Genomic DNA, 19078 nt, shown 5'->3' with positions numbered 1-19078 from the left:
CGCCTTTTGTTATCTTTTTGCCTTAAGCTGTATGCTTTCAGCCTTCAGCTTTACGCTTATTTCAATTTAGCCAACGCATCAATAATCCGTACCCAGGCTCTTTCAATGTTTGTCATGCTGTTGGCGAAAGAAAAGCGAACACATTTTGGCTCGCCAAACGCATCCCCCATTACAGAAGATACATGCGCTGTATTTAACAGGTACATCGAAAAATCGGCCGAATTGGTAATTACATTTTCACCGTCTGATTTACCAAAATAAGAAGATACATCAGGAAAAATATAAAAGGCGCCTTCCGGTTCGCTGCATTTAATGCCAGGAACATCTTTAATTATTTCCATTACTTTAGCCCTTCTGCGGGTAAATTCAGTCGTCATATCCATAGAAGGTTTCAGATCACCGGTTAATGCTGCTACTGCGGCTTTTTGGGTGATAGAACAAGTGGCACTTGTGAACTGGCCCTGTAATTTTTCGCATGCCTTAGCTACTTCCACATTGGCCGCGATATAGCCCAGGCGCCAGCCGGTCATGGCAAAACCCTTACTCAGACCATTGATCAGGATAATCCTTTCTTTCAGGTCGGTAAATTGCGCAATGCTTTCGTGCTTGCCTACAAAATTGATGTATTCGTAAATCTCATCTGCAATGATATAAACATTCGGGTATTTTCTTAACACGTTGGCCAGACCTTCCAGTTCCGCTTTGCTATACACTGCGCCGGATGGGTTGCAGGGAGAGGAAAACATGAACAAGGTTGTTTTATCCGTAATGGCTGCTTCCAGTTGTTCGGGTGTAACTTTAAAACCACTTTCCAGGCTGGTACTTACCTGCACCACAACACCACGGGCAATTTTAACCAGTTCTGAATAAGTAACCCAGTAGGGTGTAGGAATTACCACTTCGTTACCGTCGTCTACCACAGCTAAAATGGCATTGGCCAGGCTCTGTTTTGCCCCCGTAGAAGTAACAATATTTTCAGGCTTATAATCCAGGTTATTGTCGCGTTTTAATTTGGTACAAACTGCTTCTCTTAAATCTGCAAAACCCGCTACCGGAGTATAATGACTCCAGTTGTCGTTGATAGCTTTTATAGCCGCATCCTTGATGAACTGAGGTGTATCAAAATCAGGTTCTCCAAGGCTAAGGTCAATTACGTCAACCCCTTTTGCCCTTAATTCGCGGCCCAGTTTGGCCATTTTAAGTGTTTCCGGTTCTGCAAAGCGATCCAATAAAGAAGAAATATGCATGTAGTTTAATTTTAGGATTGCGAAATTACAGGAAACCAGACATTTATTGCATAGATAAATACAGAAATCATTTTTTGGGTAAAAGTTTTTGAACCGGCAAGGTGAATTCTTAGAAAAAATCTACAGGATGGCTACCAATTTCATCTTCCGGATGAACATAACGTGCACCTGTTTTCCTTCAACCTGATTAGCCGGCCTGCTTATGAGTTGAGCGTATTATCCGGCTAATCGTAATAATCATTATCTTTAAAAAATGCGCAGCTGATTCTCTTCGCTAACCCATTGTCATATGAAAAATAGCTTTTCAATCCTTCTTTTAGTTTTACTGCTCCAGTGCGGTGTGATTGCCGCACAGGATTCCTCCCAGGCCTGTAAAGTACTTACTCCAACATTGAATATGCGCTACACAGGTGAGTGTAAAAACGGCCTTGCCACCGGCCAGGGCGAAGCCTTCGGCCAGCATCATTATAAAGGCACATTTGCGAATGGCAAACCAAACGGCGCCGGCGTTTATTATTATGACGACAGTACTTACCATGCCGGCTTTTTCCAGGACGGCCAAATGGAAGGCAAAGGCGAAACGCATTATATGCACAATGGAAAAGCTGACAGCACCATCAAAGGGTTCTGGAGCGGCAATACTTACCGTGGTAAAGATTATAAAACCTACGATTTTAACGGCGCCACCATGTTTGACCGGTATGAGATTAAAGCTACACCTCAGTCGGGCCGCACCATCAGCTTTGAAATATCTACAACTTCAGGTTCTCCAACCGGTGTTCCTTCCGATTTCCAGGGACAGCCAGGCTATGTTTTAAGACTGGAAGATATTGTTGCGGGTGACCAGGCGATCATAAGAAAGTTATCTACAGTAGAAACGCCTACCAGGTTTCATGTTACATATGATATTGACAGGTTCCCCGTAAAGTTATACGTCACCATGTCGAACGGAAACAACTTTACGCTGAACCTGTATAAAGCGGCCACCTGGTCGGTACGGTTGTATGTAAATAAGTAATATTCCAGTCTGAAAACGATAAACCCCGCTCCCCTCCTCTATTCACACAATTTCAATGTGGCTGCATTGCGGTTGCTCATTTGTATTTTGTTGATTTTTGAAGCCTTGTCGAAATATACAATCAGGATGCCGTATTTGGTTTGGTAAGCATCCCAGGTTACATCTTTTATAGAAGGGTTACCCAGCACATTAAATAAACTGGTTCTTGCAGCCCCTATCAGCGGAATGCTTAGCTTGCCTTTAAAATGTGCCCCGATCTCTATATAATTCCTTTCAGTAAAAAAAGAAATGTCTTTGTCTTTAAAAAAAACACCGCCACAGGTGCTGCCATTGGTTTCAGGCGTGGCACTGGTAAAACATGGGAATTGTTTTTCAACATCTGCCAGGGTTGAATAAGTAAATAACCGGTTCACGGTTCCTTCCAGCACATCCACGTCAAATGGCGGACAAACGACAGTGGTCTTAAGCTGAGCCTGCAGCAGCATTGAACTTATTAACCCTGCCACTAAAAGAATACTTGTTTTCATACTGATATTGTTTTAAATAATGATTGAACCAATTTTGAAATTAACTTGTGCAATGCCCTGTAAAGCAAATTCCTTGCTACAATTCATTTAAACAACTATCTTTTTTATAAAATGGAATGAAACTCAATTCAGGCGTATCCCGCTAAGAGCTCCAGGTAAAACTTTGCGGATTCAGTTTACGTTACTCAAATACCAGGTACATCCCCAGGCAAATTATGCAAATGGCTACGGAAGTAAGTCCGAATAAAATAACATTGTACAAATCAGGAAAAGGATTTAGGATGGTAAGCAGACAACTTACAAAGCCCAGAAAAGCGCCTGCTGCCATACAAATAAACCCTGCCTGCAATTTTTTAGCATTCTTTAATTTTCTGAACGCCCTTAAATGAGTGCTGATGGAAGCTGCATCCAGCCCGCTTTCTTTTAATTTTTGTTCTACGATTTCTGGTTCCAGTTTAGCGGCTATCCATTGCTGAATAATAGTAAGATCAACTGTTAAAGTATCTGACATGGCGGTAGATTTGGCAATCGTAAATGTGTAATGGCATCTGAAACTGACAATTAAAATAGCAAGATTTTTTTAAACTGGCAAATTGGCCTGCATTTTTTAAACGAAAAAAGTAAAAGATAAAGTCCGGTCAGTTACTGAAACTGTCTTATTAATCCGGTGTCCCCGCTGAGTTATTCATTATGACGCCCAGTTTAGGAAGAACAACATGCAACTCTTTTTCAACATTCACTCCCGGTATTAATGCGTATGCAAATTGGAATCATTGAAGCCTATTTTATCAAGATGTGCTATCTTTAGTTGAACGGTTTAAAAAATTGCAATATGAAAAAAATCACACTGCTTGTCCTTGGCTTTTGTTGTTGCTCTGTTACAAAAGTAGCGGCACAGGATACAGCTTACATTCATCCCAATACAAAAGAAAAAGGCTGGCAGGATGTTTTTACAAAAGGCCTCACCAACGCTGTTTTCCCTGCAGGTGTATGGAAAGATTCTGCCGGTATTTTTACCGCGTCAAAAGATGAAGCATTGTGGAGCAAAGATCAGTATGATGATTTTGTGGTTGACCTGGAATTTCAAACAGCTGAAGGAACCAATAGTGGCGTGATAGTGCATGCTACGGATATTAAAGACTGGATACCGCACTCCGTTGAAATACAGATTGCGGATGATTATTCAAAAGAATGGAGCAACGTATCACCCAACTGGCAATGTGGTGCTGTGTTCGGTCATAAACCCGCCACCAATAAGTCACTAAAACATCCGGGTGAATGGAATCATTTTACCATTACCTGCCGTGGAAAAATGATCTGGATTGTGTTAAACGGAACGCTGGTAAACGAATGCAATATGGAGTTGTTTACTTCTGCCAAAACAAATCCCGACGGCTCGGAAGTACCTGCCTGGCTGCCCAACCCGATGGCTACGCTGCCGCTGCATGGTTATATCGGCTTCCAGGGAAAACATGCGGGTGCTCCTATTTATTTCAGAAATATTAAGATCAAGAAACTCAGTTAGCATTTTCACACCACGGAACGACCGATATAAAGGGAACGACGAAATACAGCGAAAGCCTTTATATTCCTTCGGTGCAACCCCGTCAACGGTTAATCCCGATAGCTATCGGGACTGACGGTGGTTGATAAAACTCCTTCATAATTTACTGAGCTTTTCTAACCGCTGACGGGGCTTAACTATATCCAGTTGACGATTAGATAAAAAATTATCCCTTCTTGTAAAAAATGATTGCAAATTATTGTAGGTTTAACTCTTAAAAAATTGATGGATGCCAACAGTTAACTGGTCTGAAGCAGTAAAGCCTTTATTAAAAAAATACCTTGGCAAAAAACACCCGCTGGAGTATAAAAGTGTGTACCAGTTAATGGTGATGGTGGTGTTGTCTGCACAGGATTCTGACAAACATATTAACCAGATTGCCTCCAAATTTTTCACAGCCTTTCCAAACATGAAAGCGCTTTCGCAGGCCACACCGGAAGCCATACAGGAGCAAATAAGTGACGTAAGAAATTTTGGCAATAAATCTAAATGGCTGAGTGAATTGTCGAAGAAAATAAAAGACGATAAAAACATTCCGCTTTCGCTCGATGAGTTGACAGAGTTGCCCGGCATTGGACGTAAATCTGCCAATGTAATAAAGCGTGAAGCTGGCGCCGCTCCTGAAGGCATTGTTGTAGACCTGCATGTTGTACGGGTGGCGCCGCGGCTGGGTATTGCAAGCGGTACAGACCCAAAGAAAATTGAAAAACAACTGATGGAAGCATTGCCTGCCAAACAGTGGGACGCAGGTATGGCCATGTCATTTTTAGGGAGAGAAATCTGCCGGCCAACCAACCCACAATGTGAAGTGTGTGTGATGAACCCGGTTTGTGCTTATTATAACGGAACCAAATAAATTGCCTGGCTAAGCAAAGACACTTATAAACGAATACCTCCCGCAAAATGCAGGAGGTATTTCTGTTTTGATGGTATTCGATAATAGTAAATGTATAGCCGCTAAAGTGAGTATTAAAAAGGTTCCATGATAGATTTGCTTTGTCCCGAAAACCATTTGGGTCCTTCCTCCGTCATGTAAGCGCAATCTTCCAGCCGTATACCAAATTCGCCTGGTATTGAAATTGTTGGCTCTATACTAAAACACATGCCCGGCTGTAATTTTTGCTGGTTGTCTTTTACCATATTGCCCCATTCGTGCCCGTCCATACCAATACCATGACCGGTACGATGCGGCAAGCCGGGGAGTTGATATCCGGGCCCAAAACCTGCATCCGTAATTACTTTCCGTGCAGCAGCATCTACCATCCCACAGGCGCCACCAATTTTAGCGGCAGCAAATCCGGCAGCCTGCGACTGCTTTTCCAGGTTCCATATGTCTGTTTGCCTTTTGGTTGGTTCAGCTCCAAACACAGTCGTACGCGTAATGTCGGATGTATACCCTTCTACCCTGCAACCACAATCCATTAAAACAATATCTCCCTTCTTTAATAGCCTTGGTTTGATGGTACCATGCGGAAATGCAGAAGCTTCTCCAAAAAGACACAATGCCCCATCGGCATCGCCGCCTAAATCACGTTGCGCTTTTCCAATGATGGAAGATAATTCGCCCGGTGACATGCCTTCACGTAACTGGCTGATGCCAACTTTAATGCCACCCAGTGTAATGTCACTTGCCCGTTGCATCAAGGCTATTTCAGCTGCTGATTTTATCATCCGGCAGTTCATGGTAACAGGTGTACCGCTTGCAAAATTCAGGTGGGTCGCTTCTTTCCTCACGCCATCCATAATAAAAAAACGTACCTGCTCTTCAATGCCAACAGTGCCCGATGTAACACCGGCATCTTTCAACACTTTTGCTATGAGTTTATAAGGACTTTCATCTTCCTGCCAGGCATATACATCTTTACCGATGGTAATCTGCTCCCGAAAACGGGCTTCTTCAAAACCAGGGCATACATATCTTACAGGGCCGCTTGCCGGAATAATGGCCACCATCGTACGCTCACTTGGCCACCAGCTGATGCCGGTAAAATATTTCAAATTTGTACCGGACTCCATAATCAATGCCCCCATCTTTTGTTCCGTCAGCAGGCGTTGCGCCTTCTCAATCCTTGCCTCCCGTTCCTTTACAGTGATAGGTGCCACATCCCCGGGCATGAATGGACGCTGATTTGCAGCACCTGCTGCTCTTCCTTTTTCTTCAGGCGTTGTAAACGAGCTCATGCCTGCAACTACTCCTCCGGCAACTGCCATAGCAGACAGATTTATAAAATTTCTTCTTTTTAACGTCATAATAATTGGGATTGTTCGTGATTGATTCCTTTGTCTGAAGATAGTAATTTTATTGTTTCAATAATCCCGCCAGGTAAAACTGTCATTTCATTAATAAACGCAGCCGAAATGAGTGTAATTTGTTCGATTGAAAAAAGGCCAAATAGCAGCGTTTTATATTGTTGTAAAAACTTAACAGGCAAAAATTCGTTGCTCACCTGCTATATTTTTTCAGCTTTTCTTTTTCCGCCTGGCTTAAGCTGTCCATACCGTTTGAATTTATTTTATCCAGAATTTTATCTATCTCTTTTTGCCTGCTGGTTTTTTCAGCATTGTATTTATGATCTATGGAATAATAATCATCGTGCTTTTTAAAGAATAAATTGTCTGCCAGTAAAAAATGCGGCTTTGTAATAATCAAATAAATAAAAACAATTGTTGGAATACAGATGACGAGGATAGTAATATAATTTTCTTCGATAGCCGTCGGCTCAAAAAGCAGTGCTGTGGCCATTCCAACGAGGGCGCCACCCAAATGTGCGTCATGCCCTATATTTCCTTTTTTAGATTTAATTCCATAAATGGCATAGCCAACATACACCATACCGTACAACCATCCCGGCATGGAAAAAGGCAGGCCGAAAAAACCAACACTCATACCGGGATACAAGGCGATGGAAGCAAAGATGATTCCGCACACCGCACCGGATGCACCCACAGCGCTATAATCACCATGGTTTTTATGTACCAGTAACGAAAGCAAATCTCCCCCGGTTAAACTGGCAAAATAGATCACTAAAAATGGCAGCTCCCCAAGGGTGTTTTCAATGTGTCCGCAAAAAGCATACAGGCTGAACATATTAAAAAGGAGGTGTGTCCAGCTCACATGTAAAAAGCCCGAAGTAACCAACCGCTTGTAATCTTTATCAATGAGAATTTTATCTACTTCAAAAGTATAGGTATCAAAAAAAACGGAGTTGGTAAATCCCTTGTACGAAAAAGCGATATTGGCAACAATCATCAGCAAGCCGGCAAGACCAATGTTTGTCATAAGTGAGACGGTTATTATTTAACACAAAAATTTCCGGTGCTCAATATACACTTAATACAAATTCAAAAACAAGCTGTCATCTGCCATATCTTAAAATGAAATACCCGGAATTGTACGTGGTGCATCTGAATTGCAGATTAATTTAAAAATATTTTATGCATTGACTCAACGCTAAAAATAAAGGTTGCCAATCTTCCGGAAATTACTATTGTCCGTTGCCTGTCAACCTTTCAACTAGCAATGTTGCTGCGTTATTTATTTATCCCTGCGGTCGCCTCTGTCGCGGTCGTGATCATAATCCCTGTCATAATCTCTGTCGTATCCGCGATGATGATGATGCCGTTCGTAGCGTTCATCGCTGTAATCCCGGTGGCGGTAATTGTATTGTGTACAACTGGAAAACGATATCACCGCAACGATGGCAACTGCAAATCCGGTAAGTAATTTTTTCATATCGATATGTTTTATACCCTTATGACGAAAATTATATGCCTGGGTTGCTGTTGATATTTCTATTAACGAATATTTACGAGTCATTACATACTACTCGTCTATTTCCGTAATAAAAATTCCTCATTATTAATGAAATTACCGCCCAATCAATCCCCTACTTTTTATACTTCACCCGATAAACATTTCCAGTAAAATCATCGGCGATATACAGGCTGCCATCCGGGCCTTGTGCCAGTCCGCAGGGCCTTGGCTGGCTGGTGCCGACTGCAAAATTGTCTGCAAAAATTTCCCATTTACCAGAGGGTTTATTTTTATTAAAAGGTACAAATGCTACCAGGTAGCCCTTTTGCAATACCGGCGATTTACCATGAAATGCAATAAAAGCACCCTGCCGGTATTTTGCCGGAAATTGGTTGCCGGAATAAAATAGTAATCCATTGGGGGCCAGATGTGCAGGAAAATCCATCACGGGGTTTTGGGCTTTTGCACCACCTGTTTTTTTACCGTCGCCGCCATATTCTGGTGCCAGTATTTTTTTGTGCAATTTAGCATCATAATACACATACGGCCATCCGCCATCACTTCCCTGGTGTACCTCATACATGGTTTCTGCAGGCTGACTTTTGGAATCTTCTTCGCTGTACAGGGCAGGGTAAAGCTCATGAAACTGATCCCGGCCATGCTGCATAATAAACAACGAATGGGTATTGACGTTCCAGTCTAATCCCACTACATTTTTAAACCCGGTGGCATAGCGAATACCTTCTTTATAGCCCTGGTTTAAACGGTTGGTTTTAAATTTCCAGATGCCGCCTACTGAATCCAGCAAGGGGCAGGGCATTGGCGCCTGCAGTGAAGTACCATTAATTAAACAACTGTTGCTATAGGATCCGCAGTTTACATACAGGTTACCTGCATCATCTACAGCAATGGATTTGGAGTTATCGCGGTTATGGTTCACCAGGCCGGTAATAATTTTTTCCGGTTTGTCGCGGTCAATTACTTCGCCCGTGGCATTTAATTTATACCGGTATACATCCTCATTGCTGGAAGCATAGAGATAATTATTTTTTACGAAAATACCTGTACCCGCGTAGTCGCCAAAACCATACTGCACGTTGATGTGGCCCTGTTTATCCGCTTTTAAAAAGTAAATGCCTTTACCATCTTTTAAACGCCCGAGTTTAACATAGATGCCGCCTTGTTTGGTGACAGCCAAATGACGGGCTCCGTCCATTCCGGTGGCAATGATGGTTGATGTAAATCCTGCGGGCAACTTCAACCCTTCAACCAGCTGATGGGTTGAATCGGTCAAAACATTTTCAGGGTTAGCGGCAAAAATAGTTGTTGTACTAAGAAGCAAACAGAGACAACTGGTAAGCAAGGCTGATTTTTTCATTGGTTTATTTTTAGAGCGCAAAGATGCGCTTTTAAATGATTTATGAACAGCAGAAGAAGTTGTTATTTTCTTTCACTCAAATTATAGAGCACATAACCCTTAAGCTGGTAGCCGGATAAAACTGTTTGGGCGGTTAGTGATATTTTCACTTCAGGCAACATATCTTCTTTAGCAAATTTTTTGAAAGCCATTGCCTGGCCACAGGCAATAAAACGGGCGCCGATATTTTTAAGTTCACTGATTAGTTTCAGGTTCGGATTACCTGTTTTATATTTTTCTTTATATCGTTCACTGGTGCAAAATGCATTGAGTGCGCCGGCATGCACTACAATTACCGGCAAAATTTTAGCGATTGGTATACCGGAAGCCACGTGCAGGTTGATGATACGTGCCACTTCAACCAAACCATAATTGGCTTCGTTAATTACAGAGTCCGCATTATTGTCTGTCAGTTCAAAAAGCAATTTATAAGTGATGGTGGGATCGGGAATTTCTGCCGGATCTTTTACCGGCACCACTCCGGAAAACTCACCTGCATTAAAAACGGGATAGACTGCACTGGCTCTTAGTTTATCCCAGCGTTCTATTTCGGCATACTGCTTTTCAATTTTTAAAGAGTCTGCGTGTAACAGTGCTCTCAGGCTGCTGTCTTTTGAAAACTGTATGGAAGGCGGTGTTTGAGCCATACCTGTAAAACATAGTACAGCACCAGTGATGGTAGCGATTATTTTTTTCATTCGTTGCTGGTTTAAAAAGAAAGATACATTTTTTTGTCCTGCATTTTTACCGGATTCTGGTTAAATTTGTTCAGCAGCCTGAAGCGCAGCGCAACGTATTATGATGTATATACTAAACAGCCGGCAAGGCGGCATTTGGGGTTTATTGTTTTTGATAGTGGTTATATCTGCAGGGTGTGGTGAACAATCCGGTCACAAACAAAACTTAACAACAGCGTCAACGGATGTGTGGCAGGCACCCGATACCGCTGCGCTTGCATCCATGCCGGACGGGAATTTAATAAAATATGGCAGGGAGCTGATTGCTAATACGGCGGCCTATCTTGGCCCTAAAGGCAAGGTGGCACAAATAAGCAATGGTATGAACTGTGGCAACTGCCACCTGGATGCCGGCACCCGCCCAAATGGAAATAACTTTGCTTCGGTAGCATTTACTTATCCCCGGTTCAGAATGCGGAGCGGCAAAAAAGAGTCAATACAGTTTAGAGTAGAAGATTGTATGCAGCGAAGTTTAAACGGAAGCGCACTCGACAGCAATGGCAAAGAAATGAAAGCTATGGTAGCCTATATCAAGTGGCTCGGTAAGGATGTTACTTCGAATACAGTAATAAAAAAAGATCCTGATTTACCATTCATCGAAAGGGCTGCTTCCATAAAAAACGGAGCTGCTGTGTATGCCTTGCGTTGCACCACTTGCCATGGCGCAAATGGAAATGGCCTGGCGAAACCAGATTCTACCGGGTACATTTATCCGCCGTTGTGGGGTCCTTACAGTTATAATACAAGTGCCGGTAACTATATGCTTTCGCGGCTGGCGGGTTTTGTAAAACACAATATGCCTTATACCGTTGCACCACAGGCGCCGGTACTCACAGATGAAGAAGCATGGGATGTGGCTGCATTCATCAATTCACAAAAAAGACCGGTTAAAGTTTTTCCAGGCGACTGGCCAGTGTTAGCTACCAAACCTGTGGACTATCCATTTGGTCCTTATGCAGATACTTTTTCTGAATTGCAACATAAGTATGGGCCGTTTACGGCGATTAAAAAAGCATCCTACAAATAGGCCGGTGATAGCTTGATTGATTTTTGATGATTGGTGAATCAATGTCGTTTACTTAGCGAATGAAGGTGGTCGACCTTTTTTATAGGTATCAGTTTTTAATAAGGTCGACCACCTTTCCACGGCACTGAAATTCCTTAAATAAACGACATTGATTGGTGAATACTTACGAATTGGAAGCGATCCACAAAATTATAAAAGCACAAGAGTGCGACGCCAATGCAGTTGCACCAAGCTTCTTAGCCCGGGTAAAAAAACTATTTGTTCTTTGCTTCCATAAACTTCATCAGATTTTTTCGGGCGGTATTTTTAATTTTATTTTGAAAGAAGCTATTCCACCCGAAGAGTGTGCCGGTTAGACCAAATGCCTGTTTGCTCCATTTGTGTACACTGAAGCCATCACTGTGTTCAATTATTTTGCCGCCGGCGAAACGCATGTTGGCTTTCACTTTATTCACCACTTGCTTACCGGTAGCAGAAAAAATATAAGTCGCCGTCCAGTCGCAGGTACTGTACTCATCATCCAGCGCAACAATGTTGCCGTAGGTTAACGAAAATTGCCTGGCATTTTTACACAGCATTTCCCACATGCTCCTCACCTCTCCTCCTTTCAGCAATCCAAACACGGGATCAAAAAAAACAATGTCTTCACTGTAACAACTATTCATGGCAGCTGCATCCAGTTGCTGAAAAGCGGTATAGAATTTTTCAATCAGTTGCGGGTTGGTGTCCATCTTTTTTTATCTGGTATGTTTCGCTAAATTGAGCAATCTAAATGATGTAACATGAAAAAATGGGTATTTCTTTTTTTAGTGGCAGGCTTTTCTTTTTCAGCAACGGCGCAAAATGAAGACAGCAGCTGGTTTGCAAACAATTATTACAAGATAGAACGTATGGTGCCGATGAGAGATGGCATCCGTTTATTTACTGCTTTTTATATTCCGAAAGACAGCGCAGCGCAGCATCCTTTTCTGATGACCCGTACGCCTTATTCCTGTGCACCTTACGGTGAAAATAAATTTTCGGGCTTATGGAGAAGTTACCGCATGGCCTACCTGAAAGAAAAATACATCATCGTTACACAGGATGTACGTGGCCGTTATATGAGCGAAGGCGTGTTTGCGGATGTACGCCCGTTTAATAAAAATAAAAAAACAAAGAAGGATATTGATGAAGCCAGCGATACATACGATGCCATTGCCTGGATGCTGAAAAACATCCCGGGAAACAATGGTAAAGTAGGTGTGCTGGGTACCAGTTACCCCGGCTTTTATGCAACAGAAGCTGCGCTGAGCGGGCATCCGGCGTTAAAGGCGGTGAGTCCGCAGGCGCCGGTTACAGATTGGTTTATCGGGGATGACTTTCACCACAATGGTGCCTTCTTTGCGCTGGACGGATTTTCTTTTTATTCTTCATTTGGCAAGCCGCATCCCGTTCCCACCAAAGATTATGGCCCGGGATTCAGTACGCCTGTCAAAGACAATTATCAATTTTACCTGCAGGCCGGTGCGGTAAAAAACTTAGCTGCTATGATTGGGGACAGCATTAAGTTCTGGCACGAGATGTACAAGCACCCCACTTATGATGCGTGGTGGCAGGCCAGGAATGCAAGGGTTGGTTTATACAATGTGCAGCCTGCTATGTTGTATGTAGGCGGATTGTTTGATGCCGAAGATTGCTTTGGTGCCTGGAACTGTTACAAGGCAACCAGGAAACAAAGTCCGGCTACCAATACCAAAATAGTAATGGGCCCCTGGTTTCACGGGCAATGGAGCGGTGAAGGAAGTTATATGGGCAATGTGCGTTTTGCTTCCAATACCAGCGCCTGGTACCAGCAAACCATGGAAGTGCCCTTTTTTAACTATTACTTAAAAGGAATAGGCAATGCGGATACCATCTCGCAGGCCAATATATTTTTCACGGGGGAAAACAGCTGGAAAAAACTACCCCAGTGGCCACCGGCAAATATTGAAAACAAAGCCCTCTATTTTCATGCCGGTGGTAAATTATCTTTTGATAAACCTGTTGTAAAAAATGCTGCCTTTACAGAGTATACAAGCGACCCGGCTCACCCCGTGCCTTACGCTGATGGCGTGCATGAAGGAAGGACAAGAGAATACATGACCGATGACCAGCGTTTTGCTTCCAGGAGGCCCGATGTGCTTAGCTTTGAGACCGACACACTTACAGAAGAACTGACACTGGCCGGACCGGTGCTGGCCGATTTAATGACCAGCATAACCACAACGGATGCTGATTTTGTTGTGAAGGTAATAGATGTTTTTCCGGATGATTTTAAATATGATCCTTCTTTAAAAGGCAATGGTAAAGACTACCCGATGGGCGGTTACCAGATGCTGGTGCGGGCAGAAATTATGCGGGGCAAATTCAGGAACAGTTATGAAAACCCGGAACCTTTTGCACCTGATAAAATAACGGAAGTGAAATATGCTTTGCCGGACGTGGCGCATACATTTAAAAAAGGTCACCGCCTGATGATACAGGTACAAAGTACCTGGTTTCCGCTGGCAGACAGGAACCCGCAAAAGTTCATCAATATTTATACAGCCAATGACAGCGACTTTCAAAAGGCCAGCATTAAAATATACCATGATGGAGTAAATGCATCGTCGGTTCTTTTACCGGTTCTAAAATGATAGATGATGATATTTTTTTAAAAGCCGTTTGATTTTAGCAGTTTATTTTCTTTTTTCTTGATAAAAAAAAGAAACAAAAAAAATCAAGGCTGCGAATAAAAAAAGTGTTTGATTAATGAAGGCTTAGCAAACCTCTTTTTCAATTGTTAACCCATTTTCTGCAATGATAAAAACAACAAAAAATCAAGATTGCTAAAAAAATAATTTAGTGAAGCAGTAATCATTTATAAAATTGAGAACTGTTTTTGCAATGGGATGAGGAAAGAAAATAATTCCCCGTTAAGAGGTATGGCTAAATCAAATCTTTCTATTTACAGTGCATTAGTGGCAAACCTGGTGATTGCCGTTACAAAATTTGTTGCGGGAATTTTTAGTAATAGCTCGGCTATGATCGCCGAAGGCGTGCACTCACTGGCTGATACCATCAACCAGTTACTGATATTATTTGGCATCCGGCAAAGTAAAAAACCCCCGGATGCGTTGCGGCCTTTTGGTTATGGCAAGGAATTGTATTTCTGGTCATTTATTGTTTCTATTATCATTTTTGGCTTGGGTGGCGGTGTGTCTGTTTACCAGGGCTATGAGCATATCATTCATCCAAAAATGTCGGGCGATATTACCTGGAATTACCTGGTGCTGGCCATATCGTTTGTTTTTGAAGGCAGCTCCTTAATAATAGCTGCGAAAGAATTTAATAAGGTACGCAAAGGTGAAAGCTGGTGGCGGGCGATTGTAAAAAGTAAAGACCCTTCTGCATTTCTGGTATTGTTTGAAGATGGTGCGGCCGTGCTTGGACTCATCATTGTAGCCATTTGTTTATATGCCGGGCACCAATTAAACCTTCCATACCTGGATGGCGTTGCTTCGCTGCTGGTGGGTATTTTACTGGTTGGGGTTTCCCTTATACTTGCAAGAGAAAGCAGAAGTTTATTGATGGGTGAAGGCATTGCTTCATCAACCCGTCAACGGATCAGCACACTGATACAACAAGACCCCGCTGTAGAAAAAACGGTGCATATTTTATCCACCTATCAATCGCCGGAGGAAGTGTTGCTGATGCTGATTGTTGCATTTAAAGCCGATCTTGATACAGCAGAAATAAACGATTCCATTGTGCGTATAAGGGCAGCTATAAAAAAGGAATTTTCTTTTGTACGCTTCATTATTATTCAGCCGGAATTATTTGAAAAATAAAAAAATGATTTTTAGATTTGGTAATACATTGCAATACCATTCCATTATTCAATTTATCTGCACCCTTAAAACTGAAACTGGTATGTTACTTGCCTTGTTGATAAAAATAGTATTCCCCATAAAAACAATAACGCATTTTTAGCAAAGGTTCTGTATCTTTCGCCGGATTGTACCACACGACGACAGATGCAGTTGCCTGCCAGCTACATGCAGTATTATTAACCAATACATTTTACCATATGAACGTAGCAGAACGCAAGCTGGTCGTTAAAGAATCTATGTTGCCTGGCGCAGGCAAGGGATTGTATACAGAAGAATTAATTGAGAAAGGCACTTGTATCATTGAGTACAAAGGCACGGTTACAACCTGGAAAAATGTGGCACACGATGATGGAAAAAATGCCTACGTTTTTTATGTAAACCGCAATCATGTTACGGACGCAAGGGATCATCCGCATGAACTGGCCCGCTATGTGAATGATGCAAAAGGCATTCAGCAGGTAAAGGGGATTACCAACAATGCGGAGTATGTTGTTATTAAAAGACGCATTTATATCTACGCTACTAAAAATATTCCTGCCGGCGCTGAAATTTTTGTTGGCTATGGAAAAGGTTACTGGGATACTATCCGGGGCTACCTGAAAGAGGCAGCACAAAACAGTACCGCAGCAACCGTTTAATGTTTATTAAAGTTTAACCTTAGCGCTGTATTAATCCGTCTTTCAGGCGTATAACCCGGTTACCGTACGTGGCGTTATGTTCACTGTGCGTTACCTGCACGATGGTTACTTTTTCCTGTTCATTTAATTTTTTAAACAGTTCCATAATTTCAGTGGCCTGGTCGCTGTGCAGGTTACCCGTAGGCTCATCTGCAAAAATAACTTTGGGATTACCGGCGATGGCCCTTGCAATGCCCACCAGTTGCTGTTGACCTCCCGATAGCTGTGACGGAAACAAATCTTTTCTGCCAACGATATTAAATTTATCAAGCAACTCCGCTACCCTGCTCTTTCTTTCGGATGAATTGAGGCCTTTGTACAACAACGGCGTTTCAATATTTTCATACACCGTCAGTTCATCAATCAGGTGATAGGCCTGGAACACAAAGCCAATCTGGTTGCGGTGCAGTTCGGTTCGTTTCTTTTCTGTCAACTTGGAAACGTTCTCGCCCAGGAATAAATACTCGCCTTCGTTGGCTTCTTCCAGCAGGCCAAGAATATGCAGCAAGGTTGATTTTCCGGAACCGGAAGGGCCCATGATGGAAACAAATTCGCCTTCAGCAATATCAAGGCTTACATCGCTTAATACATAAGCTTTTTTTGAACCGGTGTTGTAGTACTTGTAGATCTTTTTTAGTTGTATCATGTTTTATTTTGCCGTTCAGGCGTTTAGATATTTATGTTTATGTATTTGCGGTTGTCAGGTCATTGTCTTTTTTGATGATAATACTTATTTTTTTGTGTTTCAAATTTCTCATTATTTCAACAAACCTGCGTATGAATTTTCTTCCGCAACGGCAGAGATGAAGTTCATTCTGTTTTTAGAGTTTTAACCGGATTAGCAATGGCGGCTTTTACTGACTGAACACTGAGTGTCAGCAATGCAACCAGTATAGCCAGCATGCCGGCCATTAAAAAATATTGCGCCTTTACCGGGATATGATACGCAAAATCATTCAGCCAATACTTCATGCTAATTGCTGCTATTGGTGTTGCGATGATCAGGGCAATGAATACCATCAATATAAATTCTTTCGTGATCAAGGCAATAATGCTGGCAACAGAAGCTCCCAGTACTTTTCTTATGCCGATCTCCTTTGTACGCTGAACGGTACTAAAAGAAGTGAGACCGAGCAAGCCGAGGCAGGAGATGAAGACAGAGAGCACGGCGAAACAAACAAATAATTTTCCAAACTGGTTGTCGGCCTTATACTGCGCATTAAATGTATCATCTGCAAAATTATAAACCAACGGTAATCCTGGTGCGATAGCAGACCATTTTTTTTGAAGGGCACTAACCGTTGATGCCATATTCTCTGATGCAATACCCAGCGTTAAAAACGTAAAGAAACCAGGCGATACCTGCATGGTGAGTGGCATGATTGCTTCATGCAGCGAATGAAAATGAAAGTCTTTGATAACACCGATGATTAATCCATTGCCGCCACGTTGCGAAAATGGTTTTCCGATTGCATCCGCAGCATTATTAAAGCCAAGCCGCTTTACGGCAGACTCATTGATCACCATGGCATCCCGCATGTCTTCGGCGAAATCTTTCGAAAATCCCCTGCCTGCAACTACTTCCAGGCCATACTGTTTCAAAAAATTATAATCAACAAAATAAGCGTCTGCCTGAAGTTCCTGCGGCTCTTTATTTGCACCTTCAATGGTGGTAGGATATTTTGTATTGCTGCGGCCAGGGATGCTGGAAGATATGCTTGCTGAATGTATTCCCGGAATGCTGGCTAATTCCGCCATCACACTTTCTCCGTGTTCACCAATGCGTTCATCGTAATGAAAATCTATTACAAGGTTATGTTCTTTTTTAAATCCCAGATTTTCATTCTGCATAAAGTTCAGCTGGCTGTAAACAACAATGGTAGCAATGATCAGTACAATTGAAATCGTAAACTGGGTAATCACCAATCCCTTTCTTAAAATCAGTCCCTTTACATTGTTGACAAATTTGCCTTTAAGATTGCTGACCGGTTTAAAACGTGCAAGCACCAACGCCGGGTAAAGTCCCGAAAGCAGGCCTGTAACAATGGCCAGCATCAAAAACAATCCGGCAAATTTTATATTACCAGCCATCCCGGTCGCGATAACTTTACCGGTTATGTTATTGACAAAAGGTTGCAATGCAGCACATAAAATAACTGCTATTGCAAATGCAATCAGCGATACCGTTAAGGCGTCGGTAAGAAACTGGTAAGTCAGCTGTTGTCTTGTAGCGCCGGTCACTTTTCTTACACCAATTTCTTTTGCTCTTTTTAAAGAAAGTGCAGTGGTAAGATTGATAAAATTAAAACAGGCGATAAACAATACAAAGATGGCTACAATTGAAAAAACATAGATGTTGGTGTAGTTACCCGAAGCAGTGGCACCTGCCTTGTTGCCTCTTGCCTGGCCATGCAGGTAAAGACTGTTAAGCGGCTCTGCGACCAACGAATATTGCAAATTATTTTTTAACGGATGTTCCTTTGCAAGGCCGGCTAGTTTTGCGGTAAAGCCCGCTGCACTTACATTTTCCTTTAAGAGAACATAGGTTGAAAAACCGAACCTGCTCCAGTTGGTCATCCAGTTGGTGCCTTCTTTAATTAAGGAAGACATGGAAAGAAAGATATCAGTCCGGAAGTGCGAATTTTGTGGAATGTCTTTCATGACACCTGTCACAGTTGCCGTAATCTTCCCATCAAGCGTTAATGTTTTATTGATGCAATCGGTGGTACCAAAATATTTTTTAGCCGCCGTTTCCGATAATACCATGGCATAGGGATTATTAAAAACCGTTGCAGCATTGCCACTTATCAACGGAAAAGAAAAAACGCTGAAAACAGAGGGATCAGCATAAGCCAGTGTTTCCTCCCCGTAAGCATCCTGATCCTTTTGAACAATATAATAATCAAGAAAAATCCGGGTGGTGTTTTCTACTTCGGGAAAGGTGCTTTGCACTGCACCGGCAACAGCGCCCGCCGATGTTTCGTGCGTAATTCCAGCCGGAGTTTCAACGTTGGTGCTTAGCCGCAGGATGCGGTCGGCATTGGTATTAAACTGATCATAACTCAATTCGAAGTGAACAAAAAGCACTGCATAATAAACCACGGAAAAGGCAACCGCCAAACCAACCAGGTTGATGGCTGAAAACAATTTGTATGCCCTGAGATACCTGAACGTTGTTTTAAAATAATGTTTGATCATAACCCCAATTGAAACTCCTTAT

18 protein-coding genes are annotated in these 19078 nt (G+C 42.4%); 7 read left to right on the top strand and 11 right to left on the bottom strand.

Annotation, left to right across the window (positions count from 1 at the left end; genetic code table 11):
* Positions 1–56: 56 nt before the first annotated feature.
* Positions 57–1247, bottom strand: coding sequence for a pyridoxal phosphate-dependent aminotransferase (locus JWR61_RS25275; RefSeq protein ID WP_290337203.1), 1191 nt, complete (start codon positions 1245–1247; stop codon positions 57–59).
* 289 nt (positions 1248–1536) lie between these two features.
* Between JWR61_RS25275 and JWR61_RS25270 the strand changes: the two genes are divergently transcribed.
* Entirely contained in the window at positions 1537–2265 is a 729-nt protein-coding gene (locus tag JWR61_RS25270) for a hypothetical protein (RefSeq protein ID WP_301930445.1), read from the top strand.
* A 38-nt stretch (positions 2266–2303) separates the two neighbouring features.
* Here JWR61_RS25270 and JWR61_RS25265 read toward each other — a convergent pair whose 3' ends face one another.
* Both JWR61_RS25265 and JWR61_RS25260 read right to left on the bottom strand, forming a co-directional pair.
* Positions 2304–2792, bottom strand: a complete 489-nt coding sequence (locus JWR61_RS25265) for a hypothetical protein (protein ID WP_301930444.1) — start codon at positions 2790–2792, stop codon at positions 2304–2306.
* Between the two features lie 181 nt (positions 2793–2973).
* Complete coding sequence (locus tag JWR61_RS25260; RefSeq protein WP_301930443.1) at positions 2974–3303, bottom strand: hypothetical protein; 330 nt, start codon at positions 3301–3303, stop codon at positions 2974–2976.
* A 321-nt stretch (positions 3304–3624) separates the two neighbouring features.
* On the opposite strand from JWR61_RS25260, the gene JWR61_RS25255 reads away from it, so the two are divergent.
* Both JWR61_RS25255 and nth read left to right on the top strand, forming a co-directional pair.
* Positions 3625–4317, top strand: coding sequence for a DUF1080 domain-containing protein (locus JWR61_RS25255; RefSeq protein ID WP_301930442.1), 693 nt, complete (start codon positions 3625–3627; stop codon positions 4315–4317).
* 268 nt (positions 4318–4585) lie between these two features.
* The gene (nth, locus tag JWR61_RS25250; protein WP_301930441.1) at positions 4586–5212 is read left to right on the top strand and encodes an endonuclease III; all 627 of its coding nucleotides are present in this window, start codon (positions 4586–4588) and stop codon (positions 5210–5212) included.
* Positions 5213–5325: 113 nt separating this feature from the next.
* Here the strand turns inward: nth and JWR61_RS25245 are convergent, their stop codons facing one another.
* The 5 genes from JWR61_RS25245 to JWR61_RS25225 all read right to left on the bottom strand — a co-directional run bounded on the left by JWR61_RS25245 (position 5326) and on the right by JWR61_RS25225 (position 10225).
* Positions 5326–6606, bottom strand: a complete 1281-nt coding sequence (locus JWR61_RS25245) for a Xaa-Pro peptidase family protein (RefSeq protein WP_301930440.1) — start codon at positions 6604–6606, stop codon at positions 5326–5328.
* A gap of 193 nt (positions 6607–6799) precedes the next feature.
* Positions 6800–7636, bottom strand: coding sequence for a rhomboid family intramembrane serine protease (locus JWR61_RS25240; RefSeq protein WP_301930439.1), 837 nt, complete (start codon positions 7634–7636; stop codon positions 6800–6802).
* Positions 7637–7891: 255 nt separating this feature from the next.
* Positions 7892–8089 carry a hypothetical protein gene (locus JWR61_RS25235; protein ID WP_301930438.1) on the bottom strand — a complete coding sequence of 66 codons (198 nt, stop codon included), beginning with the start codon at positions 8087–8089 and terminating at the stop codon, positions 7892–7894.
* Between the two features lie 154 nt (positions 8090–8243).
* Positions 8244–9488: a sorbosone dehydrogenase family protein gene (locus tag JWR61_RS25230; RefSeq protein WP_301930437.1), complete on the bottom strand. Its 1245-nt coding sequence runs from the start codon at positions 9486–9488 to the stop codon at positions 8244–8246.
* Positions 9489–9550: 62 nt separating this feature from the next.
* Positions 9551–10225: a DsrE family protein gene (locus JWR61_RS25225; protein WP_301930436.1), complete on the bottom strand. Its 675-nt coding sequence runs from the start codon at positions 10223–10225 to the stop codon at positions 9551–9553.
* Between the two features lie 100 nt (positions 10226–10325).
* Between JWR61_RS25225 and JWR61_RS25220 the strand changes: the two genes are divergently transcribed.
* Positions 10326–11291: a c-type cytochrome gene (locus tag JWR61_RS25220; RefSeq protein ID WP_301930435.1), complete on the top strand. Its 966-nt coding sequence runs from the start codon at positions 10326–10328 to the stop codon at positions 11289–11291.
* A 254-nt stretch (positions 11292–11545) separates the two neighbouring features.
* On the opposite strand, the gene JWR61_RS25215 is transcribed toward JWR61_RS25220, so the two are convergent.
* The gene (locus tag JWR61_RS25215) at positions 11546–12022 is read right to left on the bottom strand and encodes a nuclear transport factor 2 family protein (protein WP_301930434.1); all 477 of its coding nucleotides are present in this window, start codon (positions 12020–12022) and stop codon (positions 11546–11548) included.
* A gap of 51 nt (positions 12023–12073) precedes the next feature.
* Between JWR61_RS25215 and JWR61_RS25210 the strand changes: the two genes are divergently transcribed.
* From JWR61_RS25210 to JWR61_RS25200, 3 genes are all read left to right on the top strand, one after another.
* Entirely contained in the window at positions 12074–13945 is a 1872-nt protein-coding gene (locus tag JWR61_RS25210; RefSeq protein ID WP_301930433.1) for a CocE/NonD family hydrolase, read from the top strand.
* 288 nt (positions 13946–14233) lie between these two features.
* Entirely contained in the window at positions 14234–15139 is a 906-nt protein-coding gene (locus JWR61_RS25205) for a cation diffusion facilitator family transporter (RefSeq protein WP_301930432.1), read from the top strand.
* Between the two features lie 239 nt (positions 15140–15378).
* Positions 15379–15819 (top strand): SET domain-containing protein, encoded by a 441-nt coding sequence (locus tag JWR61_RS25200; RefSeq protein WP_301930431.1) that lies wholly within the window; start codon positions 15379–15381, stop codon positions 15817–15819.
* Positions 15820–15838: 19 nt separating this feature from the next.
* Here the strand turns inward: JWR61_RS25200 and JWR61_RS25195 are convergent, their stop codons facing one another.
* Together JWR61_RS25195 and JWR61_RS25190 are read right to left on the bottom strand one after the other, a co-directional pair.
* Entirely contained in the window at positions 15839–16504 is a 666-nt protein-coding gene (locus JWR61_RS25195) for an ABC transporter ATP-binding protein (protein WP_290337220.1), read from the bottom strand.
* A gap of 164 nt (positions 16505–16668) precedes the next feature.
* A complete protein-coding gene (locus JWR61_RS25190; protein WP_301930430.1) occupies positions 16669–19056 on the bottom strand; it encodes an ABC transporter permease in 2388 nt (795 codons plus the stop codon).
* Positions 19057–19078: the final 22 nt, after the last annotated feature.

The sequence above is a fragment of the Ferruginibacter sp. genome, from assembly GCF_028288465.1.
In the GTDB taxonomy this organism is placed as follows: domain Bacteria; phylum Bacteroidota; class Bacteroidia; order Chitinophagales; family Chitinophagaceae; genus Ferruginibacter.
This window is presented reverse-complemented; position numbering and strand designations above follow the sequence as displayed.